This is a genomic window from Streptomyces sp. NPDC058375 (assembly GCF_042723425.1).
GTDB lineage: Bacteria > Actinomycetota > Actinomycetes > Streptomycetales > Streptomycetaceae > Streptomyces > Streptomyces durocortorensis.
The window spans coordinates 20,064-45,451 of sequence record NZ_JBHXJG010000027.1 but is presented as its reverse complement, the minus strand read 5'-3'; the positions used below and the strand labels follow the sequence as shown (position 1 = coordinate 45,451).

Annotated in this window: 18 protein-coding genes and 1 pseudogene; 15 read left to right on the top strand and 4 right to left on the bottom strand. The window is 72.3% G+C overall.

The window, feature by feature from the left end:
* Together ACFWM7_RS07385 and ACFWM7_RS07380 are read right to left on the bottom strand one after the other, a co-directional pair.
* A pseudogene (locus tag ACFWM7_RS07385) lies at positions 1-241 on the bottom strand (4-alpha-glucanotransferase); the annotation flags it as partial.
* On the bottom strand, positions 242-553 hold the full coding sequence (locus ACFWM7_RS07380) for a hypothetical protein (protein WP_383256196.1): 312 nt from the start codon (positions 551-553) through the stop codon (positions 242-244).
* A gap of 307 nt (positions 554-860) precedes the next feature.
* Between ACFWM7_RS07380 and ACFWM7_RS07375 the strand changes: the two genes are divergently transcribed.
* Positions 861-3,851: a beta-N-acetylglucosaminidase domain-containing protein gene (locus ACFWM7_RS07375; protein ID WP_383256194.1), complete on the top strand. Its 2,991-nt coding sequence runs from the start codon at positions 861-863 to the stop codon at positions 3,849-3,851.
* Positions 3,852-3,888: 37 nt separating this feature from the next.
* On the opposite strand, the gene ACFWM7_RS07370 is transcribed toward ACFWM7_RS07375, so the two are convergent.
* On the bottom strand, positions 3,889-4,425 hold the full coding sequence (locus ACFWM7_RS07370) for an HNH endonuclease (RefSeq protein WP_003969129.1): 537 nt from the start codon (positions 4,423-4,425) through the stop codon (positions 3,889-3,891).
* 314 nt (positions 4,426-4,739) lie between these two features.
* On the opposite strand from ACFWM7_RS07370, the gene ACFWM7_RS07365 reads away from it, so the two are divergent.
* From ACFWM7_RS07365 to ACFWM7_RS07345, 5 genes are all read left to right on the top strand, one after another.
* Positions 4,740-5,810, top strand: coding sequence for a mechanosensitive ion channel family protein (locus ACFWM7_RS07365; protein WP_383256192.1), 1,071 nt, complete (start codon positions 4,740-4,742; stop codon positions 5,808-5,810).
* Positions 5,811-6,057: 247 nt separating this feature from the next.
* A complete protein-coding gene (locus tag ACFWM7_RS07360; RefSeq protein WP_383256190.1) occupies positions 6,058-7,290 on the top strand; it encodes an ROK family transcriptional regulator in 1,233 nt (410 codons plus the stop codon).
* Positions 7,291-7,361: 71 nt separating this feature from the next.
* Positions 7,362-8,693, top strand: coding sequence for an ABC transporter substrate-binding protein (locus tag ACFWM7_RS07355; protein WP_383256188.1), 1,332 nt, complete (start codon positions 7,362-7,364; stop codon positions 8,691-8,693).
* 6 nt (positions 8,694-8,699) lie between these two features.
* On the top strand, positions 8,700-9,641 hold the full coding sequence (locus tag ACFWM7_RS07350; protein WP_383256186.1) for a carbohydrate ABC transporter permease: 942 nt from the start codon (positions 8,700-8,702) through the stop codon (positions 9,639-9,641).
* Between the two features lie 3 nt (positions 9,642-9,644).
* The gene (locus tag ACFWM7_RS07345; RefSeq protein ID WP_383256184.1) at positions 9,645-10,541 is read left to right on the top strand and encodes a carbohydrate ABC transporter permease; all 897 of its coding nucleotides are present in this window, start codon (positions 9,645-9,647) and stop codon (positions 10,539-10,541) included.
* A 34-nt stretch (positions 10,542-10,575) separates the two neighbouring features.
* Here ACFWM7_RS07345 and ACFWM7_RS07340 read toward each other — a convergent pair whose 3' ends face one another.
* On the bottom strand, positions 10,576-11,382 hold the full coding sequence (locus tag ACFWM7_RS07340; protein WP_383256181.1) for an RNA-guided endonuclease InsQ/TnpB family protein: 807 nt from the start codon (positions 11,380-11,382) through the stop codon (positions 10,576-10,578).
* Positions 11,383-11,537: 155 nt separating this feature from the next.
* Between ACFWM7_RS07340 and ACFWM7_RS07335 the strand changes: the two genes are divergently transcribed.
* The 9 genes from ACFWM7_RS07335 to ACFWM7_RS07295 all read left to right on the top strand — a co-directional run bounded on the left by ACFWM7_RS07335 (position 11,538) and on the right by ACFWM7_RS07295 (position 25,373).
* Positions 11,538-12,803 (top strand): 6-phospho-beta-glucosidase, encoded by a 1,266-nt coding sequence (locus ACFWM7_RS07335; RefSeq protein ID WP_383256178.1) that lies wholly within the window; start codon positions 11,538-11,540, stop codon positions 12,801-12,803.
* Positions 12,794-13,768 carry an N-acetylglucosamine kinase gene (locus ACFWM7_RS07330; protein ID WP_383256176.1) on the top strand — a complete coding sequence of 325 codons (975 nt, stop codon included), beginning with the start codon at positions 12,794-12,796 and terminating at the stop codon, positions 13,766-13,768. The genes ACFWM7_RS07335 and ACFWM7_RS07330 overlap by 10 nt, the downstream gene beginning before the upstream one ends.
* A gap of 305 nt (positions 13,769-14,073) precedes the next feature.
* Positions 14,074-15,462, top strand: coding sequence for a hypothetical protein (locus tag ACFWM7_RS07325; protein WP_383256174.1), 1,389 nt, complete (start codon positions 14,074-14,076; stop codon positions 15,460-15,462).
* 11 nt (positions 15,463-15,473) lie between these two features.
* A complete protein-coding gene (locus ACFWM7_RS07320; RefSeq protein ID WP_383256172.1) occupies positions 15,474-16,508 on the top strand; it encodes a glutamate ABC transporter substrate-binding protein in 1,035 nt (344 codons plus the stop codon).
* A gap of 139 nt (positions 16,509-16,647) precedes the next feature.
* Positions 16,648-18,000 carry a hypothetical protein gene (locus ACFWM7_RS07315; RefSeq protein ID WP_383256170.1) on the top strand — a complete coding sequence of 451 codons (1,353 nt, stop codon included), beginning with the start codon at positions 16,648-16,650 and terminating at the stop codon, positions 17,998-18,000.
* On the top strand, positions 17,997-20,873 hold the full coding sequence (locus ACFWM7_RS07310; RefSeq protein WP_383256168.1) for a tetratricopeptide repeat protein: 2,877 nt from the start codon (positions 17,997-17,999) through the stop codon (positions 20,871-20,873). Before ACFWM7_RS07315 ends, ACFWM7_RS07310 begins: the two co-directional genes overlap by 4 nt.
* Before the next feature lie 2 nt (positions 20,874-20,875).
* Positions 20,876-22,423, top strand: a complete 1,548-nt coding sequence (locus ACFWM7_RS07305) for a protein phosphatase 2C domain-containing protein (protein ID WP_383256166.1) — start codon at positions 20,876-20,878, stop codon at positions 22,421-22,423.
* 19 nt (positions 22,424-22,442) lie between these two features.
* Positions 22,443-23,804 (top strand): VWA domain-containing protein, encoded by a 1,362-nt coding sequence (locus ACFWM7_RS07300; protein WP_383256164.1) that lies wholly within the window; start codon positions 22,443-22,445, stop codon positions 23,802-23,804.
* A gap of 129 nt (positions 23,805-23,933) precedes the next feature.
* Positions 23,934-25,373: an FHA domain-containing protein gene (locus ACFWM7_RS07295; protein ID WP_383256162.1), complete on the top strand. Its 1,440-nt coding sequence runs from the start codon at positions 23,934-23,936 to the stop codon at positions 25,371-25,373.
* The last annotated feature ends 15 nt before the right edge of the window (positions 25,374-25,388 follow it).

Sequence of the window (25,388 nt, the reverse complement as noted above, 5' to 3'; positions counted from 1 at the left end):
CAGCGGCCAGAGCGGGCGGCAGGGGCTCGCCGGCCCAGACCACCACGGTCGGCGGCAGCAGGCACGAGCGGGACTCCGCGGCGGCGAGGCACTTCCGTACGTCCGCCGGAGTGCCGGCGTCGACGCCCAGCGCGGCGAGCACGGCGATGACCGTGTCGTCGGGGACGGACACCGTGACATCCGGCGACGGGGAGTAGGAGGTGGCGACACCGTGCAGTGCGGCGAGCCGGGACAAGCCCATTCAGACTCCTGGGAACTCCATGCCCCCCGCGGTGCCGGGTGCGGTCGGCTCGCTGGTCAGTGGGGCGACGGCGGCGAGCGGAGGCTCGCTCGTGAGAGGGGTGGCATCGGCGAGCGGCGGCTCGCTGGTCAGCGGCGCGGAATCGGCGAAGGAGGATTCACCGAGCAGCAGGGAGACATCGGCGAGCGGCGGCCCGCTGATCAGGTGGGCGACATGGGCAAGGGGAAGTTCGCTGGTCAGCGGCGCGGATTCGGACTGGGCGGGTACCTGTTTGGAAAGGGCGGAGAGCAGAAGCTGCGCGGCAGCGGGCATGGTGGCCTCCTGGCCATGGGGAACAGGACACAGCAGACCTACCCAGACCTCGCCGCGGCAGACGTGGACGTGATGCAGGCGTTATGACAACGAGCCCAACGTGCTCCGGGTCACATTCCGTTCCCCCGCACGGAAGGTATGGGTCGTTTTCGGCCACCCCCGGCCGCCACACCAGCCCCACAGCGCCCGAAGGCGTCACGGACCCCGGCGTTTCCGGCAGAACGGGCAAGCGCATTGACACCCTTGCGCCCGGGTGGTGGGCTCGGACCCCGCCAGGGGTGTGGGGACGTACGGAAGGGGACGCGACGTGCGGATCGGGCGCAGAAGGCAGGCGACGGCCGTGGCCGCCGCCGTGATCGGCGGACTCCTCGGATCCGTCTCCGTCGCTCCGGCCGCGACGGCCGCCCCCGCCGATCCCGGCAGGCCCGTCGCCGACACCGCCGACCGCGCCGACAGCGTACGGACGCCGTCCGTGTGGCCCCGTCCGCAGAGCATGAGGACCACCGGGCCCGCCGTGGAGCTGGGCTCGGCTGCCACACTCGTCGCCGCGCCGGACGCCGACCCGTACGCCGTCGAGCAGGCGCGCGACCTGCTGCGCTCGGCGGGCGTCCGCACCTTGCACGAGAGCCTGCCCGGCGACGGCCCCGTGGTCCGGCTCGGCGGCAACGGGGCGGGCGAGGCGCTGCGGGCGCTGCGCGCTCCCGACCGGGCCGACCTGCCATCGGGCGGCTACCGGATCGCGGTCGGCGAGGTCGCGGGGCGCGCCACCGTCGCCCTGGACGGGCTCGGCGGGGACGGCCTCTTCCACGCCGTCCAGACCCTGCGCCAACTGGTCTCCGGCGGATCGGTGGCCGGCGTGACCGTACGGGACTGGCCGGGAACCGCCGTACGCGGCATGGCCGAGGGCTTCTACGGACAGCCGTGGACCCGTGAGGACCGGCTCGCCCAGATCGCCTTCATGGGCCGCACCAAGCAGAACCGCTATCTCTACGCGGCGGGCGACGACCCCTACCGGCTGGCGCGCTGGCGCGAGCCCTATCCGGCCGACAAGCGGGCCGACTTCCGGGCGCTGGCCGAGCGGGCGCGCGCCGAGCACGTCACGCTCGGCTGGGCCGTCTCCCCCGGTCAGGCCATGTGCATGGCCTCGGACCAGGACGTCAAGGCGCTGACCAGGAAGATCGACGCGATGTGGGCGCTGGGCGTCCGGGTCTTCCAGCTCCAGTTCCAGGACGTCAGCTACAGCGAGTGGCACTGCGACCTGGACGCGGAGACCTATCGCAACGGTCCGAAGGCGGCGGCCCGCGCGCAGGCCCGGGTCGCGGGCGCCCTCGCCCGACACCTGGAGGAACGGCACCCGGACGCGGCCCCGCTGTCCGTCCTGCCGACGGAGTTCTACCAGGACGGGGCCACCGACTACCGCACCGCGCTGGCGGCCGAGCTGGACGACCGGGTGCAGGTGGCCTGGACCGGCGTCGGGGTGGTGCCGAAGAAGATCACCGGCGGTGAACTGGCCGGGGCCCGCGCCGCGTTCCGCCACCCGCTGGTGACGATGGACAACTACCCGGTCAACGACTACGCCCAGGACCGCATCTTCCTCGGCCCGTACACCGGCCGCGACCCGGCGGTGGCGAGCGGTTCGGCGGCGCTGCTGGCCAATGCGATGGAGCAGGCGTCCGCCTCGCGGATCCCGCTGTTCACCGCCGCCGACTTCGCCTGGAACCCGAAGGGGTACGACCCCGGCGCGTCCTGGCGGGCGGCGATCGACGATCTGGCGGGCGGGGACGCGTCCGCCCGGGACGCGCTGCTGGCGCTGGCCGGGAACAGCGCGGGCTCGGTGCTCGGCGCGGAGGAGTCCGCCTACCTCCAGCCCCTGTTCGAGGCCTTCTGGAACTCCCGCGCCGACGCCTCCCGCCGCGACCGGGCGGCGGGCGAGCTGCGCGCGGCGTTCTCCGTGATGCGGCAGGCCCCGGAGCGGCTGAAGACCCCCGCCGAGGGCCGGCTGACCGACGAGGTGCGCCCCTGGACCGAGCAGCTGGCCCGCTACGGCCGGGCCGGTGAGCTGGCGGTGGATCTGCTCCAGGCCCAGGCCGCCGGGGACGGCGCCGCCGCCTGGCGCGTCCAACTGTCCCTGGAGCCGCTGCGCAAGGAGATCGGGGCGAGCCGGGCCACGGTCGGCAAGGGCGTGCTGGACCCGTTCCTGGACAAGGTGGCGAAGGTGGCCGCCGGTTGGAACGGCACCGACCGCGCCTCGGGCCGGGTCACCAAGGACGCCCGCAGCTATACGGTCCGGCTGGACGCGGCCCGCCCGGTGGAGGCCGTCACGGCGCTCGCCGAGCCCGGGCACGCCCTCGCCGACGCGGTCGTGGAGGCCCATGTGCCCGGTGAGGGCTGGCGTCCGCTCGGGCGGCTCTCGCCGAGCGGCTTCACCCAGACCGCCGCGAAGGGGCTGCGCGCGGACGCCGTACGGGTCACCGTGCCGGAGGCCGCCGGGACCGCCCGGCCGCCGTATCTGAGCCCCACCCTGCCCGCCGCCCCCGCCGTCGTGGCGGGGCCCCCGCAGGTGCGGGCCCTGGTGCCGTGGTTCGGGGACGAGCCCGCCGCCACGCTCGACCTGAAGCACGGCGAGACCGACGCGGAGATCGGCGGCGAACCCCAGCGGGTCGCGGCCCGGCTGGCGGGCCGGCGTCCGGTCGAGGTCAAGGGCAAGCTCACCGCGAAGGCCCCGAAGGGCATCGAGGTGCGGATCCCGAAGCAGACGACCGTGCCGCGCGGATCGCGTACGGAGGTGCCCGTGGACATCACCGTCCCGGCGGACACCCCGGCGGGCGAGTACGAGGTGCCGCTGGCCTTCGGCGGCCAGGAGTCCACGCTGACCGTGCGGGCCTTCCCGCGGACCGGCGGCCCGGATCTGGCGCGTACGGCGAAGGCGTCTTCGTCCGGCGACGAGACCCCGGACTTCCCCGCGTCGGCGGCCTCCGACGGCGATCCGGAGACCCGGTGGTCCTCGCCGGTGGAGGACGGGGCCTGGTGGCAGACCGAGCTGCCGGAGCCGGTGCGGCTGGGCCAGGTGGTGCTGAGCTGGCAGGACGCGTACGCCTCCCGCTACCGCGTCCAGGTCTCCGCCGACGGCCGCGTCTGGCGCACCGCCGCGACCGTGACGGAGGGCCGGGGCGGGCGCGAGTCGGTCCGGATGGACGCGAAGGACACCCGGTTCGTCCGGGTGCAGGGCGACGGCCGGGCGACGGAGTACGGCTACTCGCTCTGGTCGGTGGAGGCGTACGCGGTCGCGGACGAGTGAGCCGTACGGGGAGCCGAGGGACGACGAAGGCCCGGACTCAGGCGGACACGCCGTCGATCCGGGCCATCACGTCGTCCGCGCCGAACGGTTGCAGATACGGCAGCCAGCGCGGGTCGCGGTGTCCGGTCCCGATGATCCGCCAGGCCAGCCCGGTCGGCGGGGCGGGCTGGTGGCGCAGCCGCCAGCCCAGCTCGGGCAGATGGCGGTCGGCCTTGACGTGGTTGCAGCGGCGGCAGGCGGCCACCACGTTGTCCCAGGCGTGCTGTCCGCCGCGGCTGCGCGGAATGACGTGGTCGACGCTGGTCGCGGCGGCCCCGCAGTACATGCAGCGTCCGCCGTCCCGGGCGAACAGCGCCCGCCTCGTCAGGGGAACGGGCCCCCGGTAGGGAACCCGGACGAAGCGCTTGAGCCGGACCACGCTGGGAGCGGGCACGGCGCGGGTGGCACTGTGCAGGAAGGAGCCGGACTCCTCCAGGCAGATGGCCTTGTTTTCCAGGACGAGGACGAGCGCGCGGCGGAGCGGTACGACGCCGAGCGGCTCGTACGACGCGTTGAGAACCAGGACGTGCGGCACGGTGGATGCCTCCTTGTACGCCGGCGGCGCGTGGCTCGCGCCGGGACGATCCGATCTCAGTCTCTCCTCATGCCTGGTCAAAGCGCCACCACGTACGGGTAACGGGCCGGGAGGATTTTTCTCACCCCGGGCTCCGCACGCCGCCCGGCGGTGCCGAACAGGTGCTTCACCTGGGCGGCCGTCCGCGCTGTGCGATCGGCCACACCGAAGGTGTTCCCGGTGAGACCCGTCTCTCCTCCCGCGACGGCAACGATCCACTCTCCCGGCTTCGTTAGTGTTGTTGACCAGCCGTCGTCCCCCTGGAGGTCTCTGCCGTGTCCCTGTCCGCCCTCTTGGCCGCAGCCCCGTCTCCCGGGCCGGGTGGCTCGCTGGACGAAGCCGCCGAACACGCCGGGAACGCCGCGGGCTGGGTCGAGGAGAACTGGTCCACCTGGCTGAGCACCGGGCTGCGCATCCTGCTGATCGTGGCCGTCGCGATCACGCTGCGTTATCTGATCCGGCGCGCCCTGACCAACCTGATAGACCGGATGAACCGCAGCGCCCAGGCCGTGCAGGGCACCGCGCTGGGCGGATTGCTGGTGAACGCGGAGCGCAGACGCCAGCGGTCGGAGGCGATCGGCTCGGTGCTGCGCTCGGTGGCCTCGTTCCTGATCATGGGGACGGCCGCCCTGATGGTCCTGGGCGCCTTCAAGATCAACCTGGCTCCACTCCTCGCCTCCGCCGGCGTCGCCGGTGTCGCACTCGGTTTCGGCGCCCGCAACCTGGTCACGGACTTCCTCTCGGGGGTCTTCATGATCCTGGAGGACCAGTACGGCGTCGGCGACACGATCGACGCGGGGGTGGCCTCCGGCGAGGTCATAGAGGTGGGCCTGCGCGTCACCAAGCTGCGCGGCGACAACGGCGAGATCTGGTACGTCCGCAACGGCGAGGTGAAGCGGATCGGCAACCTCAGCCAGGGCTGGTCCACGGCCGGGGTCGACGTCACGGTGCGCCCGACCGAGGACCTGGAGCGGGTCCGCAAGGCCATCACCGCGGCCGCCGAGACGATGGCCAAGGAAGAGCCCTGGGCGGAGCGGCTGTGGGGCCCGGTCGAGGTGCTCGGCCTGGACGCGGTGCTGCTGGACTCGATGACGGTCCGGGTGACCGCGAAGACGATGCCGGGCAAGTCGATCGGCGTGGAGCGCGAGCTGCGCTGGCGCATCAAGCAGGCGCTGGACGACGCGGGCATCCGCATGATCGGCGCGGTGCCGCTCCAGGCGGACGGCGAGTCCACGGCGGACCCGACGGCGGCGATGGCCGCCCCGTCCGCGTACGCCTCGGCGACCTCCCCTCAGTCGCTGGCGACCACCCCGATACCGCCGCCGACGAACCTGAACAAGCAGTAGGCAGTCCTTCCGCCGACGCCCCCGGCCGCGCCTGGATCCCAGGACAGCGGCCGGGGGCGTCGGCGTCGCGGGTAACACTTTGATTGCCGGACGGGTGGCACCCATTGACGCCCCGGCGACCCGCGCCCTACCGTCCTCTCAACCGAATAGGAAACTTTCCTAACAGAGTCGCGGCGGACGTCACGGGCGGGCGTCGCGGACGGACGTCACGGACGTTGAGTTCCTGACAGAGGGCGGTGCATCCACGATGGCGGGAACCACTCCGGGCTCACCCGGCGCATCCGGCACTCCGGGCACCCCGCGCGTGCTACGGGCCATGAACGACCGGGCCGCTCTCGATCTGCTGCTGGAGCACGGGCCGCTCTCCCGGACCCGGATCGGGAAGCTCACCGGGCTCTCCAAGCCCACCGCTTCCCAGCTGCTGGCCCGGCTGGAGGCGGCCGGGCTGGTCGTCGCCACCGGGACCAGCGAGGGGCGCCCCGGGCCCAACGCGCAGCTCTACACGGTGAACCCGCGCGCCGCCCATGTCGCCGGGCTCGACGTGAACAGCCGCCGCATCGTCGCCGCCGTCGCGGACGTGACCGGGCAGACCGTCGGGCAGTTCGAGCTGGCGACCCCGGGGCGGCGCGCGGACAGCGTGGTGCGGCAGGTCGCCGACGCGCTGGACGGGTCGGTGAAGGACGCGGGGCTGACCCGCGCGGACGTGCACCGGATCGTCATCGGCACCCCGGGCGCGTTCGACCCGGGCACCGGGCGGCTGCGGTACGCCTCGCACCTGCCCGGCTGGCACTCCCCCACCCTGCTGGACGAGCTGGCCGCGTTCCTGCCGATGCCGGTGGAGTACGAGAACGACGTCAACCTCGTCGCCGTCGCCGAGCAGCGCCTCGGCGCGGCCCGCGGCCACGAGGACTTCGTACTCCTGTGGAACGAGGAGGGCCTCGGCGCCGCCCTCGTCATCAACGGCCGCCTGCACCGCGGCTTCACCGGCGGCGCGGGCGAGGTCGGCTTCCTGCCGGTGCCCGGCACCCCCCTCGTACGCCAGGTCGTCAAGGCCAACAGCGGCGGCTTCCAGGAGCTGGCGGGCGCCCAGTCGGTGCCCCGGCTCGCCAAGGCGCTGGGCATCGACACCCCGCAGCAGCCGTACGCGAAGGTCGCCGCCGAACTGCTGGCGCGGGCGGCCGACGCGTACGAGGAGGACGAAGCGCTCACCGAGCTGCTGCGCCAGTACGCCCAGCGGCTCGCCACCGGTCTCGCCTCCGTCACCGCCGTCCTGGACCCCGGGCTGATCGTGCTCTCCGGCGGGGCGGTCGCGGCGGGCGGCGAGATCCTGCGCTCCCTGATCCAGTCCGAGCTGGCCGAGCTGGCCGCCTCCCGGCCGCGCCTGGTGGTCGGCGAGATCGACCGCACCCCCGTCCTGCGCGGCGCCCTGGAGCGGGCGCTCGCCGACACCCGCGACGAAGTGTTCGACACCTCGCGCTGAATCCCCTTCTCCGCTTCCCGCGTCCCCCGTCGTCCGCCTCTTCCCCGCCCCTGGCCCCTGGGAGTTTTGTCATGCGCACCAGCCGTCTCACCACCGCCGCTGTCGCCGTCGCCGCGATATCGGTGCTCGCCACCGCGTGTACCGGCCAGTCCGAGGCCGGCGCCTCCGACGACCCGGACGCGAAGACCACCATCAACTTCTGGCACGGCTGGAGCGCGCCCGCCGAGGTGAAGGCGGTCCAGGACAACATCGACCGGTTCGAGAAGGCCCACCCGAACATCACGGTGAAGGTCTCCGGCAACATCAACGACGACAAGCTCAACCAGGCGCTGCGCGCGGGCGGTTCGGACGGACCGGACGTGGTCTCGTCCTTCACCACGGCCAATGTCGGCAAGTTCTGCTCGTCGGGCGCCTTCACCGACCTGGGGCCGTTCATCGAGAAGTCGAAGCTGGACCTGGAGAAGACCTTCCCGAAGGTCCTCCTGGACTACACCCAGTTCGAGGGCAAGCGCTGCGCCCTGCCGCTGCTCACCGACGCCTACGGCCTCTACTACAACAAGGACGCGTTCAAGAAGGCCGGGATCACCGCGCCGCCGAAGACGATGTCCGAACTGGCCGACGTGGCGAAGAAGCTGACGGTCGAGAAGGGCGACACCTACCAGCAGCTCGGCTTCATGCCGAACTTCCACGGCTACGAGACCGTCGTCAGCCACTACATGCCCTCGTGGGACCACGCCTACTTCGACGAGAACGGCAAGTCCAACATCGCCAAGGACCCGGCGTTCGCCAAGATGTTCACGTACCAGAAGAAGCTGGTGGACAGCCTCGGCGGTTACACCAAGCTGGAGAAGTACCGGGGCACCTTCGGTGACGAGTGGGGTGCCAAGCACCCGTTCCACACCGGCCAGGTGGCCATGCAGCTGGACGGCGAGTGGCGGCTCGGGATGGCCGAGGACGCCGGGGCGGACTTCGAGATCGGGGTCGCGCCGATGCCCGTCGCGGACGACGAGGCGGACAGCTACGGCAAGGGCTACCTCTCCGGCACCATCGTGGGCATCGCCCCGGCCAGCAAGAAGCAGAACGCCGCCTGGGAGCTGGTCGAGTTCATGACCACCGACACCGAGGCCGTCGTCAACTTCTCCAACGGCATCCGGAACGTGCCCTCCACCCTGGAGGCGCTGAAATCGCCCGACCTGAAGTTCGACCCGCGCTTCCAGACCTTCCTGGACATCGCCCAGCACCCGAAGTCCAGCACCTCCGACGGGGCCGTCAACGGGGCCACGTACCAGCTGACCCTCCAGGACTTCGGCTACCAGTACGAGAAGGGCGCGGTGAAGGACCTCCAGGCGGGTCTGGAGAAGACCGCGAAGCAGATCGACACCGACATCGCCAAGGCCAAGTAGCCGACGATGACGACGCACACTCTCCGCTCCAAGCGCCGCAGGTCGGCGCTGCGGAACGCGGCCTTCATGTCGCCGTGGCTGATCGGGTTCTCGCTGTTCTTCGCCTACCCGATGGTCTCGACGGTCTACTTCTCCTTCACCTCGTACGACGGGTTCGGCGCCCCGGCCTTCAACGGGCTGACGAACTGGACGTACGTCTTCCGCGACTACCCGATGTTCTGGCCGTCGCTGTGGAACACGCTCTGGCTGGTGGTCGTCGTGGTCACCTGCCGGGTCACGTTCGGCCTCGGGATCGGGCTGCTGATCACCAAGATCAAGACGGGGACCGGGGTCTTCCGGACCCTGTTCTACCTGCCCTACCTCGCCCCGCCGGTCGCCGCGACGCTCGCCTTCGTCTTCCTCCTGAACCCCGGCACCGGGCCGGTCAACGCGATCCTCGGGGACTTCGGGCTGCCGACACCGGGCTGGTTCAACGACGCGTCCTGGTCGAAGCCGGCGCTCACCATGCTCGCGGTCTGGGGCATCGGGGATCTGATGGTCATCTTCATGGCCTCGCTGCTGGACGTGCCGACCGAGCAGTACGAGGCGGCCGAGCTGGACGGCGCGTCCGCCTGGCAGAAGTTCCGCTTCGTGACCCTGCCGAACATCTCGCCCATCGTGCTGTTCGCCGTGGTGACGGGCGTCATCCAGGCGATGCAGTACTACACGCAGCCACTGGTGGCCGGAAAGGTCGCCTCCGGGGTCATCGGCGGCTCCGGCCAGTCCTTCGAACCCGGCTATCCCGACAAGTCGACACTGACGCTCCCGCAGCTCGTCTACAACCTGGGCTTCCAGCGTTTCGACTACGGCGCCGCCTGTGTCGTCGCCCTCGTCCTGTTCGCCCTGGCCATGGCGTTCACGGCGCTGCTGATGCGGGGCCGCAACAACCTGATCTCGGCGGGTGACTGAGCCATGACCCAACTCCTCGAAGAAACCGCCGCCCCGGCTGCCTCTTCACCGACCCCCGCCGCCCGCACCGCCCGCCGTAAGGCGCTGCTGCACTGGATCGCTGTGCACTCCCTCGGAATCGCCGCCGCGCTCTTCTTCGTGCTGCCGTTCGTCTTCGTGGTGCTGACCTCGCTGATGAGCGACCAGCAGGCGCTGACCCGCGACCTCACCCCGAACACCTGGGAATGGGGCAACTACGAGCGGGTCTTCAACACCCCGGGCTTTCTGACCTGGTGGCGCAACACCCTGCTGTACGCGGGCGTCGGCACCGTCCTGACCGTCGTCTCGTCCGTCCCGGTGGCGTACGCGCTGGCGAAGTTCCGCTTCCGGGGCCGCAAGCTGTCGCTGATGCTCGTCATCTCGATGATGATGCTGCCGCCGCAGGTCGTCATCATCCCGATGTACCTGTTCTGGGCCAAGCAGATGGACCTGTCGGGCACTTTGTGGCCGCTGATCATCCCGATGGCCTTCGGCGACGCGTTCTCCGTCTTCCTGCTGCGGCAGTTCCTGCTGACCATCCCGAACGAGTACCTGGACGCGGCGAAGGTCGACGGCTGCGGTGAGTTCCGCACGCTGATGAAGGTCGTCCTGCCGATGGCCAAGCCCGGCATCGCGGCCATCGCGCTGTTCCAGTTCTTCGCCGCCTGGAACGACTACTTCGGACCACAGATCTACGCCTCCGAGAACCCGGCCGCCTGGACGCTCAGTTACGGCCTGGAATCCTTCAAGGGCGCACACCACACCGACTGGAACCTGACCATGGCCGCGACCGTTCTGGTCATGGCCCCCGTGATCGCCGTCTTCTTCTTCGCCCAGAAGGCATTCGTCGAGGGCGTCACACTGACCGGAGTAAAGGGCTGACTTGACGCTCTCCCCTGTGAACGAGGGGAAATTCTCACAGCTCGCGCCGCGAGACTTCCTGTTTCATCACCGACTGCCCGCCCGGAGACACCCGTTGAGGTCTTACACCGGCTCCACAGGCTTCAACCGCCCGTCCGGCGGCAAGAAGGTTCTCGGCCGCGTTCACGTCCCTGTCGTGGGTCGTTCCGCAGTCACACGTCCAGGTGCGGACGTTGAGCGGCATCTTGTCCTGCAACTCGCCGGTCGAGAGGGTCAGCAGGTGAGTCAGGCCGACATCGATGCCGACCGCCATATCCACCGTTGGAAGCGGCTTCACGGATGTGTCGTCGCACAGCATCGAGACGAACCAGCGTCCCGCCGCGTCCTGCGACACGGTCACCGTGGATGGCGACGTACCGTCGGGGAGCGGCGGGGACCACACGATGTCCAGCGGCTCACGCATCTTGGCCAGCGTCAGCTTCCCGTCACGGAATCGGAATCCGCTGGTGGTGTATTCAGCGGACTTTCGCGACTTGCGCTTGGACTTGAAGCGCGGGTACTTGGCCCGCTTGCCGAAGAAGTTGGTGAACGCCGTCTGCAAGTGCCGCAAGCACTGCTGCAACGGAACGCTGGATACCTCGGAAAGGTATGCCAGCTCCTCGGTCTTCTTCCACACCGTCAACATCGCCGATGTCTGGTTGTAGTCGACCCGCTTCTGCCGCGTCCCCGCCTCGGTACGTGCGGCGAGCGCCAAGTTGTAGACCTTCCGCACACATCCAAACGTTCGCGACAGCTCGGCTGCCTGCGCATCGGTCGGATGGAAGCGGTACTTGAACGCCCGCTTCACATGGTTCGTGGCCACGCTCGCAAAGTAGCGCCCCTGCGGCTTAAGCCCAAACCTGCGGGTCAGAGCACTTCGATCCGCCGTAGCGGCGAATCCCAGCTGGTTGCCCTGCTCCGCAGGAGCTGTGTTTCCTCCCCGAGCCAAAGCACGGGGTATCCACACCGGAGGAAAAGATGAAACTCGCGGTAGTGGGTGGCGGGTCCACCTACACCCCTGAACTGATCGACGGATTCGCCCGGCTGCGGGACACGCTGCCGATCGAGGAGCTGGTCCTCGTCGATCCGGCGGCCGACCGCCTGGAGCTGGTCGGGGGCCTCGCCCGGCGGATCTTCGCCAAGCAGGACCACGCCGGGAAGATCACGACGACCACCGACATCGACGCGGGCGTCGCCGACGCCGACGCGGTCCTGCTCCAGCTGCGCGTCGGCGGACAGGCCGCGCGCAACCAGGACGAGACCTGGCCGCTGGAGTGCGGCTGCGTCGGCCAGGAGACCACCGGCGCCGGCGGCCTCGCCAAGGCGCTGCGCACCGTGCCGGTCGTCCTGGACATCGCCGAGCGGGTCCGCCGCACCAACCCGGACGCCTGGATCATCGACTTCACCAACCCGGTCGGCATCGTCACCCGCGCCCTCCTCCAGGCCGGGCACAAGGCGGTCGGCCTGTGCAACGTGGCGATCGGCTTCCAGCGGAAGTTCGCCCGGCTGCTGGAGGTGGAGCCGGGCCAGGTGCACCTCGACCACGTCGGGCTCAACCACCTGAGCTGGGAGCTGGGGGTGCGGCTCGGCGGCCCGGACGGCGAGAACGTCCTGCCGAAGCTGCTCGCGGAGCACGGCGACACGATCGCCGACGACCTCCGCATGCCCCGGCAGATCATCGACCGGCTCGGCGTCGTCCCCTCCTACTACCTGCGGTACTTCTACGCCCACGACGAGGTGGTGAAGGAGCTCGGCACCAAGCCCTCCCGGGCCGCCGAGGTCGCGGCGATGGAGAAGGAACTGCTCGCGATGTACGGCGACCCGGCGCTGGAGGAGAAGCCCGAGCTGCTCGCCAAGCGGGGCGGCGCGTTCTACTCCGAGGCGGCCGTGGACCTGGCGGCCTCCCTGCTGGGCGACGGCGGCTCCCCGGTCCAGGTGGTCAACACGTACAACAACGGGACGCTGCCGTTCCTCCCGGACGACGCCGTCATCGAGGTCCAGGCCCGGGTCGGGCGCGACGGCGCGACCCCGCTTGCCGTCCCGGCGCTGGACCCGCTGTACGCCGGCCTCATCGCCAACGTGACGGCGTACGAGGACCTCGCCCTGGAAGCCGCTCTGCGCGGCGGCCGGGACCGGGTCTTCAAGGCGCTCCTCGCCCATCCGCTGATCGGCCAGTACGCCTACGCCGAGGGCCTCACCGACCGGCTGATCGCGCACAACCGGGAGCACCTTTCGTGGGCGTGAACGTGTCGGTCGTCGCCATCGACGCGGGCAACAGCAAGACCGACGTGGCGTTGATCGGCGAGGACGGCACCGTGCTGTCCACGGCGCGCGGCGGCGGTTTCCAGCCGCCGGTAGTCGGCGTGGAGGCGGCGATCGGCGTACTGGCCGCCGCGCTGGAGCGGGCCGTCGCGGAGCTGCCGGCTCCGCCCGTCCTCTCCGGCCATGTCTCCGCGTGTCTGGCCAACGCCGATCTGCCGGTCGAGGAGGACGAGTTGGCCGCCGCGCTGGAAGCCCGGGGGTGGGGCTCCTCGGTGGAGGTGCGCAACGACACCTTCGCGATCCTGCGCGCCGGGGTGGACGAGCCCCGGGGCGTCGCGGTGGTGTGCGGGGCCGGGATCAACTGCGTGGGCATGACCCCGGACGGGCGGGTCGCCCGCTTCCCCGCGATCGGGCGGATATCCGGTGACTGGGGCGGCGGTTCGGGGCTCGCGGAGGAGGCGCTGTGGTGCGCCGCGCGCGCCGAGGACGGGCGCGGTGAGCCGTCCGAGCTGGCCCGTGCGCTGCCGGGCCACTTCGGGCTCGACTCGATGTACGAGCTGATCGAGGCGCTGCACCGGGGCGCGATCCCGCTGACGCGGCGGCACGAGCTGACGCCGGTGCTGTTCGCCACGGCGGAGGCCGGGGATCCGGTGGCGGCCGCGCTGGTGCAGCGGCAGGCGCACGAGGTGGTGGCGATGGCCTCGGTCGCGCTGGACCGCCTCGGTCTGCTGGAGGAGGAGGTTCCGGTGCTGCTGGGCGGCAGTGTGCTGGCCGCGCGCCATCCGCAGCTCAACGACCGGATCGCCGAACTCCTCGCGGTACGGGCCCCGAAGGCCGAGGTGCGCGTCGTGACCGAGCCGCCGGTGCTGGGCGCGGCGCTGCTGGGCCTGGACCGTACGGGCGCGGCGCCGGAGGTCCACCGGAGGCTGCGCGCGCGGTACGCCTGAGGGTTCCGGTACACCGCTGGCCGGGGAAACGTCCCTCCACGCACACAGCGTGGGGGGACGCTTCTCGTTCGCTTCTCGTCCGTTCCTCGTGCGTTCCTCGTACGGGTGAACGCCTGGCGTACGAGGGGCGGGAGGGAACCGATCGGGCTTCTGGAACGTGTACCTGATGGGAAGTCCGTTCGCTTATGGGGATGTATCCGGGCACGTTGCGCTGCTTGCCTTGATCGGCCGCGCCCGCCCTGGTCGAATGCGGGGACTGATGACGGGGACGGGGCCCCACCGTCAGTGACCGAGGGGGAGGTCGAGTGACACACCCGCCGAGCGGCGGCTCGCAGACGCTGCGCACACCGGACCCGGTGTCCGGGCACGCCGGCGTGCCCGCGCAGCGCCGCACCACGTGGGCCGCGCAGACGCGGCGCCTGCGTGCCGTGGCGACGACCGAGCCCGGCCGGCTCCAGATCATCGGGGCCGTCCTGGCCCTGCTGGTCGTCGCGTTCGGCGCGGTGACCACGCTGGAGATCTCGCAGCGGGCCTCGTCGGCCGACGACGTGGTCAGCCGCAGTCAGCCGCTCAGCGCCGACGCGGCGGACATCTACCGCTTCCTGGCGGACGCGGACACGGCGGCGGCCAGTGGGTTCCTCGCGGGCGCGCAGGAGCCCGCGGACGTGCAGGAGCAGTATCGGACGGACATCGAGGAGGCGGCCCGGCTGCTGGTGAAGGCGTCGGGGAGCACCGACTCCGACAGCGCGTCCAGCCGTGAGATAGCCACCCTCAACAAGCTGCTCCCGGTCTACACGGGCCTGATCGAGCGCGCCCGCGCCAACAACCGCCAGGGCCTGCCGCTGGGCGGCGCCTATCTGCGGTACGCGAACCAGAAGATGACCGGCGAGATGCTCCCGGCCGCCGAGCGGCTGTACGCGGCGGAGACGGGCCGACTGGCGAGCGACTCGGCCGACGCCCGGCAGTGGCCGCTGTGGTCGGTCGGCGCCGGGATCGTGGTGCTGGGGGCGCTGGTGTGGATGCAGCGGCGCACCTACCGCCGGACGAACCGGGTGCTGAACCACGGACTGCTGGCGGCGACGGCCGCCGCCTCGGTGGTGGTGCTCTGGCTGGCCGTGGGGCATGTGGTGGCCCGTGCGGAGCTTCGGTCGGCGATGGTGCACGGCCAGGCGTCGCTGGATGTGCTCAACGACGCGCGGATCAGCTCCCTGAAGGCGCGCGCCAACGAGAACCTCACGCTGGTGGCGCGGGGCGCGGTGCTGACCCCCGACGGCTCCGCCGACCAGTACGAGGCGGACTACAGCACGGGGATGAAGTCCCTGAAGGCGCAGTTGACGAAGGCCGGGCGGCTCGCGGACGACGAGAGCGGGAGTGCGCCGGTGGCCAGGGCGGCGGACGGCGTGGCCCAGTGGCAGGTCCAGCACCGCGAGGCCCGGGCCACGGACGACCGCGGCGACTACGACGGCGCGCTGAAGCAGATCATCGGGACGGAGAAGTCCACCGGGCAGTCCTTCCAGCAGGTGGACGCCGCGCTGGAGAAGGCGCTCGCCCACGAGCAGGGTGAGTTCACCGCGGCGGCGAAGGACGGGCGCGGGGCCCTGCGGGGCCTGCCGACGGGGGCCGCGGCCCTGGCTGTGCTGGGGGCCACCGCCGTGATCGTCGGGGTCAACCGCAGGCTCTCGGAGTACCGGTGAGAGGGGCAACGATGAGCAGGTCGAAGGACCGGCCCGGGCGCGGCGGCCTGCGCGGCTGGGGCGGTGTGACGGGGATGGCGGTGGCGTGCGCGGTCACCGCGGCGGTCACCCTGCTGCCGCTGGCCCACCACGGCGGCGGGACGGCCGGGGCGGGGCCCTCGGGCGGGGTGGTGACGGCCGACCGGGCCCGGGCCGAGGCGTGCACCGAGCCGGAGGCGAGCCTGCCCGCGTCCGGTGAGGACGGGCCGAGCATCGACCGGATCAAGGAGCGCGGCAAGCTGATAGCGGGCGTCGACCAGAACAGCTTCCGCTGGGGCTACCGCAATCCGGAGAGCGGGGACCTGGAGGGGTTCGACATCGATCTGGTGCGGGCCATCGCCGATGACCTCCTGGGCGACCCGGACGCGGTGATCTTCCGGGCGATCCCCACCAACCAGCGCATCGCCGCCCTGGAGAACGACCGGGTCGACGTCGTCGTACGGACGATGACGATCAACTGCAAGCGTCTTGAGCAGGTCTCCTTCTCCACCGCCTACTTCCAGGCGGGGCAGCAGGTGCTCGCCCCGAAGGAGTCGGCCATCACCGGCTACGACTCCTCGCTGAAGGGCAGGCGGGTCTGCTCGGCCGAGGGCTCGACGGCGTACGAGGCGCTGGAGGAGAAGTCGTTCGGGGCGCTCTACAAGGACGGCTTCGACGGCACGGAGCGCGACCCGGACCTGCTGACCGTGCCCAACCAGCTGGACTGCCTGGTGCGGCTCCAGCTCGGCGAGGTCGACGCGGTCGTCACGGACAACGCCCTGGCGGCCGGTCAGGCGGCCCAGGACCCGGCGGTGGAGCTCAAGGGGAAGGCCCCGTTCACCACCGAGTTCTACGGCGTCGCCACGAAGAAGGACGCCGACGACCTGGTGGCCCGGGTCAACAAGGTCCTCGTCGACTACCGGGCGGGCGGCGAGGACAGCCCCTGGATGCGGTCCTACGAGAAGTGGCTGGCGACCGGCCTGCCCGGGATCACCGCACCGCCCGCCCCCAAGTACCGCACCGACTGACCCCGTGACCCCGCGGCACCTGTGCCGCGGCACCGTGCACCACAGCGGCGTACGCACCGGAACGAACAGGCCGGAACAGACCGAAGCAACCGATCCCGCCGGGCCCACCGGCCCGGCGGGGAGAGCGGAGAGGTGATCGATGGGCGTCGCGGGATCCTTCCCCAGCTTCGCGGGGAGGCCCCCCGGCCCGGTCATGGACCGGGAGGAGGCGGACCGTGCGCTGGCCAGGCTCGGCGCGGAGCACGAGGCCATCGAGACCTCGCTCCTCGCGCTCCAGGACCATGCCGGCCGCCGGCTCCTGGAGGGCGCCGAGCTGACCGGCGTCACCCGGGAGCGCTGGGCCACGACCGAGCAGTCGATCACCCTGCTGTGGGGGTATTTCGACGCGTATGCGGGGGCCCTGTCCGAGGCCCGGGAGATCCGTGCGCGCCGCCGCCACCCGAACCGGGAGGACCTCACCGCGCTGACCGAACTGCTGCGCGGCGAGTCGGTCACCGTCGCCAACCCGGGGGCGGTGCCGCCGCCTTCGGTAGCGGGTCCGGCCCGGCTCTCCGAGCGGTTCTCGCTCCAGGAGCTGGTCGCCCGGATGAACGAGCTGTACGCCCGGTCGCTGGACATGGTCGTCGCCTCCGACTCCGTCTGGTCGGCGCTGCCCGCCCGGATCGACCTGCTCGCGGCCGAGCTGCACCGGACGCGTTCGCTGGCGCACTCGGTGGGGGTGCGGCCCGGTGAGCATCCGGCCGGGGACGACCTGGCGGAGATCACCGAGGAGCTGACGACGTTGCGGGTGCAGGTGATCTCGGACCCGTTGGCGTTCTGGCTGCCGGGACCTGGCAGCGCAGCGCCCGGCGGCGGCCGCCCCGACACCTCGCGCTACGACCGGGCCGCCCGCGCCCTGGAGGACGTACGGCGGGAGATCGAGGCGGTGCTCGCGGTCCGGCAGGACGCGGAGGCGCGTCTGGTGCGGCTGCGGGACGTGCTCTCGCGGGCCGACCGCACCCTGACGGAGGCGCGGGCGGCGCGCGGCGAGGTGCTGGCGAAGATCGCCGCCTCCGAGGTGCCCGCGGTCAGCGGCCCGCCGACCGCTCTCCAGGAGCGCCTGGCGGCCGCCTCGGACCACCGCCGGCACGCCCAGTGGCACCGGCTCTCGCCGCTGCTGGAGTCCCTGGAGCAGGAGGCCGAGGACGAACTGCTGCGCGCCCGTGAGTCGTTGACCTCGGTGACCGCCCCGCTGGCGGTCCGCGCCGAGCTGCGCGGCCGGCTCGACGCGTACAAGGCGAAGGTGGCCCGGCACGGTCTGGCGGAGGATCCGCTGCTGATCGAGCGGTACGACGCGGCGCGCCGCATGCTGTGGAGTGCGCCGTGCGATCTGCGGGTCGCCGAGCAGGCCGTCCTGCGTTATCAGCACGCGGTCGCGGAGTCGCTGCCGCCGCGCGGGCCCGACGCACCCCAGGACGGCCGGGGCGCGGGCGAACAGGGGGAGACACGATGAGTACGCAGTGCCAGCGCCCCGCGTGCGAGGGGGCCTACGAGGACATGGGCGGCGGTGAGCTGTACTGCGACACCTGCGGTCTGGCTCCGGTCGTCTCGCCGACGGGCATGGTCTCCTCGCCGCCGACCGGGATCGCCGGGGGCGGCCGGGCGAGCAGCTGGGACAGCTCCTCGCAGCGCTCCGGCTCCCGTGCCTCCGCCCGGTCCTCGTCCCGTTCGTCGACTTCACGCCGTTCGGTCTCCGGCCGGCTGTCGCGCTCGCTGTCCGGGGCGTCCACCTCCCGTTCGGTCTCGGTGCGCTCCTCCGGATCGACGTCGGCGACCTCGGCCCGGGGGCGGCTCGGCGTCGGCCTGGTGGAGGTTCCGGACGTCCCCCGGCCCGATCCGCGTACGGCGGTGATGGAGCGGGCGGAGGTGCCCGAGCGCAAGCGGTTCTGCTCCCGTTCGGACTGCGGGGCGCCGGTGGGCCGTTCGCGCGGTGAGCGGCCGGGCCGCACCGAGGGGTTCTGCACCAAGTGCGGCCACCCGTACTCCTTCGTGCCGAAGCTGACCGGCGGCGACATCGTGCACGGCCAGTACGAGGTCGTGGGCTGTCTGGCGCACGGCGGGCTCGGCTGGGTGTATCTCGCCGTGGACCGGGCCGTCTCGGACCGCTGGGTGGTCCTCAAGGGCCTGCTGGACACCGGTGACCAGGACGCGATGGCCGCCGCGATCTCCGAGCGCCGGTTCCTCGCCGAGATCGAGCACTCCAACATCGTGCGGATCTACAACTTCGTCGAGCACCTGGACCAGCGGACCGGCTCGCTCGACGGCTACATCGTCATGGAGTACGTCGGCGGCAAGGCGCTCAAGGAGATCGCCAACGAGCGCCGCACCCCGGCCGGGAAGCGCGATCCGCTGCCGGTGGAGCAGGCCTGCGCGTACGGGATCGAGGCGCTGGAGGCGCTCGGTCATCTGCACAGCCGCAATCTGCTCTACTGCGACTTCAAGGTCGACAACGCGATCCAGACCGAGGACCAGCTCAAGCTGATCGACATGGGCGCGGTGCGCCGGATGGACGACGACGAGTCGGCGATCTACGGCACGGTCGGCTACCAGGCCCCCGAAGTCGCGGAGCTGGGCCCGTCGGTCGCCTCCGACCTGTACACGGTGGCCCGGACCCTGGCGGTCCTCACCTTCGACTTCCAGGGGTACACGAACGTCTTCGTGGACTCGCTGCCGGACCCGGACAGCATCGAGGTGTTCCGCGCCTACGAGTCGTTCTACCGGCTGCTGGTGCGGGCCACCGACCCGGACCCGGCCCGCCGGTTCGCCTCCGCGGCGGAGATGGCCGAGCAGCTGACGGGGGTGCTGCGGGAGGTCGTGGCGCTCCAGACGGGTCGGCCGCGCCCGGCTCTCTCGACACTCTTCGGCGCGGAACTCCGCCTGATCGACACGGAGTTGTTCGCCCCGCAGACGGACGACGTCTCGCAGCTGGGCGGCCGGGACACCGGCTCCGCGCGGGGCGGGCCGCTGGGCCGCCGCAAGGACCGTGGCGGCCGATCGGCCGGCATCCCCGCGCAGGGCGGCACGTGGCAGGCCCACGGCGGCATGGCTCCGGTCGCGCCGGGGGCCGTGACGTCCGCGGTGGCCGGGGCGCTGCCGGTGGGCGCGCAGCCGCCCGGCCCGGCGGGGGCTCACGCGCCGGGTCCTGCGGGGGCTCACGCGCCGGGCGCGGCGGGGGCGGCTCCGCTGGCCGCGCCGCCGACCCATGTCCGGGGATCCTCACCGGGCGGCGGGGCCCCGCTCCCGTACGCTCCCCCGGCGCACGCCCCTGTTCCGGCACCCCGGGCGGCCGCCGAGCAGGCTCCGGGCGCCTCGGCCGGACCGGACGCCCCGACCGGGCCGTACGGTCCCTTCGGGGCGACCGCCGGGGGTGTCCGGCTCGCCCTGTTCGACACCCGGGCCACCTCGCTGGCGCTGCCGGTCCCCCGGGTCGACGCGATGGACCCGAACGCCGGTTTCCTCGCCGGTCTGATGGCCTCCGCCCCGGCCGAGCTGATCACCGCCCTGCACACGGTGCCGGCCCCCTCGATGGAGACCCGGCTGCGGGAGCTGCGGGCCCGGCTGGAGATGCGGGAGCCGGCTTCGGCCGCCCGTGCGCTGACCACCCTGGAGGGTGAACACGCCGACGACTGGCGGGTCGTCTGGTATCGGGGCGTCACCTCGCTGGTGACCGGCGACCACGAGACGGCGGCGCTCTCCTTCGACGCGGTCTACGACGCGTTCCCCGGGGAGACGGCGCCCAAGCTGGCGCTCGGTATCTGCGCGGAGGTGCTGGGCCAGTTGGACAACGCCGCCGAATATTACCGGCTGGTGTGGGCGACCGATCCGGGTTTCGTCAGCGCCGCGTTCGGCCTGGCCCGGGTGCAGATCGCCGCCGGTGAGCGGGCCGGGGCGGTGAGCACCCTGGAGTCGGTGCCGGAGGCCTCGATCCACTACACGGCGGCCCGGGTCGCCGCCGTCCGGGCACGGCTGCGCGAGCGCTCGTACCGGGAGCCGCTGCTGGACGATCTGACGGCCGCCGGGATCCAGGTGACGGCGCTGGGCGCCTTCGGTCTGGACCCGGTGCGCCACGAGCAGTTGTCGACGGAGGTACTGGGCAAGGCGCTGGACTGGGTACTCTCCGGTAGTCCCGGTGTCCCGGGGCCGGTCGGACCGGCCGCCGGTCCGCCGGATGCACGGAAGCTGCTCGGCGCCGAACTGGACGAGCGGGGACTGCGGTTCGGGCTGGAACGCTCGTACCGGATGCTCGCCCGGCTCGCGCAGCGGGGCGACGAGAGGATCGAACTGGTGGAGCGGGCCAACCGTTTCCGCCCCCGGACGTGGGTGTGAAGATGTCACAGAGCCACCAGCAGCCCGCCCTGTCGAAGTGCCCCGGCTGCGAGGAGCCGTTGGACGCGGGCGACCTGTTCTGCGGGGCGTGCGGCTACGACCTCTCGGCCGTTCCGGCGCGCCCCGGTGACCGGCCCACGATGGCCATCACCGTGCCCCCGGCGGGGCCGGCAGCGCCGGCTTCCGAGGCCGTGCGGTGGCCGGCCGCCGCGGAGACCGACAGCTCGGACGTGCCCGCGCCCGTGCACCGCCCGGCGGACCTGCCGGGGACGGACTCGGGCGGCAGGCCGCTGACGGGGCCGGAAAACGGCCAGGAGCCGGTGCCGGAGCAGGGCGTGGCAGCCGGGCAGGGCAGGGCGGCCGGGACCGATCCGGTGCCGGGGCCTGTCGGTGGGGCGGGGACGGTCGGTGGGGCGGGGCCCGTCAGCGGACCGGGGTCCGTCAGCGGGCCGGGGTCCGTCAGCGGGCCGGGGTCCGTCAGCGGGCCTGAGCCCTCGGCCGTTCCCGTGCGCCACGACGACCGGGCGGACCAGGACGGCGCGGAGCACGCCGGTGACTTCGCGCTGGCCGCGCCCGATCCCCGTACGGCGGAGCACGCCGCCGCGGCCGCCGCCGGGGGGAAGCTCTGTGTGGCCTGCCGCTCCGGCCGAGTGGACCCCGACGGCTACTGCGAGAACTGCGGGCACGCCCAGCCCCGCGAGCGCGACCACATGGAGCAGGAGCTCGGCTCGGTGGCCGCGGTGAGCGACCGGGGCCTGCGCCACCACCGTAACGAGGACTCCTTCGCGGTGTCCTCGACCGCGCTGCCGGACGGTTCGCCCGCCGTCGTCGCGATCGTCTGCGACGGGGTCTCCTCGGCGAGCCGCCCCGACGAGGCGTCGGCCGCCGCCGCGAGCGCCGCCAACGAGTCGCTGCTGGAGTCCCTGCCGCTCGGTACGCATCCGCAGCAGGCGATGCACGAGGCGATCGTCGCCGCGTCCGAGGCGGTCAACGCCCTGGCGCAGGAGCCGGCCGGGGCGATGGAGCACGACGCGCACCGCCACCAGAACGCCCCGGCCTGCACCCTGGTCGGCGCGATCATGGCGGGCGAGCTGCTGATCGTCGGCTGGGTCGGCGACAGCCGGGTCTACTGGGTGCCCGAGGACCGCACCCAGCCGACCGCCCGGCTCACCGAGGACGACTCCTGGGCCGCGCAGATGGTGGCGGCCGGCCTGATGAACGAGGCGGAGGCGTACGCTGACGAGCGCGCCCACGCCATCACGGGCTGGCTCGGCGCCGACGCGTACGAACTGGAGCCGCACACCGCGGCGTTCAAGCCGGACCGGCCGGGCCTGGTGGTCGTCTGCACGGACGGCCTGTGGAACTACGCGGAGTCCGCCGAGGAGATGGCCGCCGCGGTCCCGGCCGATGCCCAGCAACACCCGCTCCGCGGCGCCCAGGTGCTCGTCGGGCACGCGCTCGACGGCGGGGGCCACGACAACGTAACAGTGGCGCTCGTGCCGTTCGCCGTCCGGCCGCAAGGGGCAGGATCGGCCTGCGAAACCGTCTGAGCCTCAAGGAGCCGACCGGATGGCCAACTTCTCCAAGTCGAACGTGCCGCAGTTCTCCGTCGAGGTGTACCAGAACGCGTTCCTGCCCGAGGGCGGCCGTGAGGTCAACGCGATCGTCACCGTGACCTCGACCGGCGGCGGAACCACCGGCGGGACACCGCTGGCGGATGCGGCGCCGTCGCCCGCGTCCGGGGCGGGACAGGGGCCGGGTGCGGCCGTGGTGCTGATGGTCGACTGCTCCGGCTCGATGGACTACCCGCCGACGAAGATGCGCAACGCGCGCGACGCGACGGCGGCGGCGATCGACACCCTGCGCGAGGGCACCCGGTTCGCGGTGGTCGCCGGGACGCATGTGGCCAAGGACGTCTATCCGGGCGACGGGCGGCTCGCGGTCACCGACGCGCAGACGAAGGCCCAGGCCAAGGACGCCCTGCGGAAGCTGAGCGCGGGCGGGGGCACCGCGATCGGCACCTGGCTGCGGCTGGCCGACCGGCTGCTGAACTCCGCCGACGTCTCCATCCGGCACGGCATCCTGCTGACCGACGGCCGCAACGAGCACGAGTCCCCCGAGGATCTGCGGGCGGCCCTGGAATCCTGCGCCGGGCGGTTCACCTGCGACGCCCGCGGGGTGGGCACCGACTGGGAGGTGAAGGAGGTCACCGGCACAGCCGCCGCCCTCCTCGGCACGGCCGACATCGTCGCCGACCCCTCGGGCCTGGCGGCGGACTTCACGCAGATGATGGAGAACGCCATGGGCAAGGAGGTCGCGGACGTGGCGCTGCGCCTCTGGACGCCGGTGGGGGTGGAGATCCGGTTCGTGAAACAGGTCGCGCCGACCGTCGCGGACCTCACCGGCCGGCGCACCGAGGCGGGCCCCCGGGCCGGGGACTACCCGACCGGTTCCTGGGGTGACGAGTCCCGCGACTACCACGTGTGCGTGCTGGTGCCGGAGGCTGGGATCGGCCAGGAGATGCTGGCCGCCCGGGTCTCGCTGATCCTGCCCGACCCCTCGGGCGCGGGCAGGCCGGAAACCCTGTCGCAGGGGCTCGTACGGGCCGTGTGGACGGACGACATGGCGGCGTCGACGTCGATCAATCCGCAGGTCGCGCACTACACGGGTCAGGCGGAGCTGGCACAGGTCATCCAGCAGGGCCTGGACGCACGCAAGGCGGGCGACTTCGACGGCGCGACGGCGAAACTGGGGCGTGCGGTGCAGTTGGCATCGGCGTCCGGGAACCAGGACACTGCGAAACTGCTTTCGAAGGTGGTCGACGTGGTCGATGCCGCGACAGGTACTGTGCGACTGAAGGCGAAGGTCGCGGAAGCGGACGAGATGACCCTCGAAACGCGCTCCACCAAGACCGTTCGCGTCAAGAAGTAACACGGCGCGGTCATCCGATGGCCACGGGCCGTGAACACAGAGCAGCCATACGTATTCGCTGAGCAACGACGCCGCGATCGACAGCATGACGGCCTCCGCGGCCGGAAGAGGAGAGGGGGAAGCGCCGACATGCCGACCTGCCCGAACGGACACCAGTCGGGTTCCGAGGACTGGTGCGAGGTCTGCGGACACCGCATGACGACCGGCGGTGCGCCCGCGGGCGCGGTGCCCCCGCCGCCTCCTCCGCCGCCCGCGCCCGGTTACGGCTATCCGCAGCCGGGCTCCGGCACCGGCGGCGGACAGCCCACCATGCAGGCGGAGCTCTGCCCGCAGTGCCGTACGCCGCGTGAGGCGATGGCGCCGTACTGCGAGGAGTGCCGCTGGAACTTCCTCACCAACACGGCGACCTCCTACACCCCGCTGGCCCCGCAGCACGGCACGCCCAGCGGCCCGCCGCCCGGCCTCAACCTGCCGCCCGGCTTCCAGGCGCAGGGCCCCGGCGGGCAGCCCGGCCAGGGCGGTCCCGGTGGGCCTGGTGGCCAGCACGGTCCCGGCGGCCAGGGCGGCCCGCCCGGCGCGCCCCAGCCGCGCGACCCGTTCGACTACCAGAGCTCGCGCCCCTCGCAGATGAACCGTCCCGCCGAGCCGCTCGCCCCCGAGCAGAACGGTCCGCACGGCAACAGCGGTCCGCACGGCAACGGCGGTCAGGGCGGGCCTCCGCCGCAGTCGTTCCAGCAGGGTCCTCCGCCGCCGCCCTCGTTCCAGCAGCAGGGCCCGCCGCAGCAGCAGTCGGCGCCGTCGACGCGCTCGCCGTTCGAGCCGCAGCAGTCGGCTCCCTCGGGGCACTCTCCGTTCGAGCCGCAGCAGGCCTCGCCCTTCGCGCCGCCGCAGCATCAGCAGCAGTCGGCTCCGCCCGCGCCGCCGCAGTCGTCGGGGCACACCGGGGGCGGGGACGACTGGATGCTGTCGCCGCCTTCCCAGGCCCAGCCGTCGCAGCCGCCCCAGCAGTTCCAGCGGCCGGGCCCCCACCAGGGGCAGGGGCACCAGGGCCAGGGCCAGCCGGGTCCGGGTCGGCAGCAGGGCCAGGACCTGGGGTACGACCAGGCGTACGACCAGGGTCAGCAGCACGGCGGGGTTCCCGGCCAGGGCCGGTCCCAGGAGTCCGTCTCCTGGACCGCCGTGATCGCTCCGGACCGCGCGTACTTCCTCGCGATGATGCAGCGCAGCGGCCCCGAGGCGACCGGGCTGAACCTGCCCGCGTACTCACCGGAGCAGCGTCTTCCGCTCACCGGCGGCCAGATCACCATCGGGCGTCGCCGGCAGAGCACCGGCGAGTCCCCCGACGTCGATCTGTCGGTGCCCCCGGAGGACCCGGGCGTCTCGCACCAGCACGCGGTTCTCGTGCAGCAGCCGGACGGCGGCTGGGCGGTCGTCGACCAGAACTCCACCAACGGCACCACGCTGAACGGCGCCGAGGAACCGATCCAGCCCTACGTCCCCGTGCCGCTCCAGGACGGCGACCAGGTGCACGTCGGGGCGTGGACGACGATCACGGTCCGCCGGGACTGAGGCCGAGGCCGCCCC

What these genes read in the sequence shown, in the direction of transcription:
- ACFWM7_RS07305 (WP_383256166.1), top strand. Translation starts at nt 20,876, where the DNA reads ATGTCACAGAGCCACCAGCAGCCCGCCCTGTCGAAGTGCCCCGGCTGC.
- ACFWM7_RS07335 (WP_383256178.1), top strand. Translation starts at nt 11,538, where the DNA reads ATGAAACTCGCGGTAGTGGGTGGCGGGTCCACCTACACCCCTGAACTG.
- ACFWM7_RS07310 (WP_383256168.1), top strand. Translation starts at nt 17,997, where the DNA reads ATGAGTACGCAGTGCCAGCGCCCCGCGTGCGAGGGGGCCTACGAGGAC.
- ACFWM7_RS07350 (WP_383256186.1), top strand. Translation starts at nt 8,700, where the DNA reads ATGACGACGCACACTCTCCGCTCCAAGCGCCGCAGGTCGGCGCTGCGG.
- ACFWM7_RS07300 (WP_383256164.1), top strand. Translation starts at nt 22,443, where the DNA reads ATGGCCAACTTCTCCAAGTCGAACGTGCCGCAGTTCTCCGTCGAGGTG.
- ACFWM7_RS07315 (WP_383256170.1), top strand. Translation starts at nt 16,648, where the DNA reads ATGGGCGTCGCGGGATCCTTCCCCAGCTTCGCGGGGAGGCCCCCCGGC.
- ACFWM7_RS07320 (WP_383256172.1), top strand. Translation starts at nt 15,474, where the DNA reads ATGAGCAGGTCGAAGGACCGGCCCGGGCGCGGCGGCCTGCGCGGCTGG.
- ACFWM7_RS07295 (WP_383256162.1), top strand. Translation starts at nt 23,934, where the DNA reads ATGCCGACCTGCCCGAACGGACACCAGTCGGGTTCCGAGGACTGGTGC.
- ACFWM7_RS07360 (WP_383256190.1), top strand. Translation starts at nt 6,058, where the DNA reads ATGGCGGGAACCACTCCGGGCTCACCCGGCGCATCCGGCACTCCGGGC.
- ACFWM7_RS07345 (WP_383256184.1), top strand. Translation starts at nt 9,645, where the DNA reads ATGACCCAACTCCTCGAAGAAACCGCCGCCCCGGCTGCCTCTTCACCG.
- ACFWM7_RS07355 (WP_383256188.1), top strand. Translation starts at nt 7,362, where the DNA reads ATGCGCACCAGCCGTCTCACCACCGCCGCTGTCGCCGTCGCCGCGATA.
- ACFWM7_RS07380 (WP_383256196.1), bottom strand. Translation starts at nt 553, where the DNA reads ATGCCCGCTGCCGCGCAGCTTCTGCTCTCCGCCCTTTCCAAACAGGTA.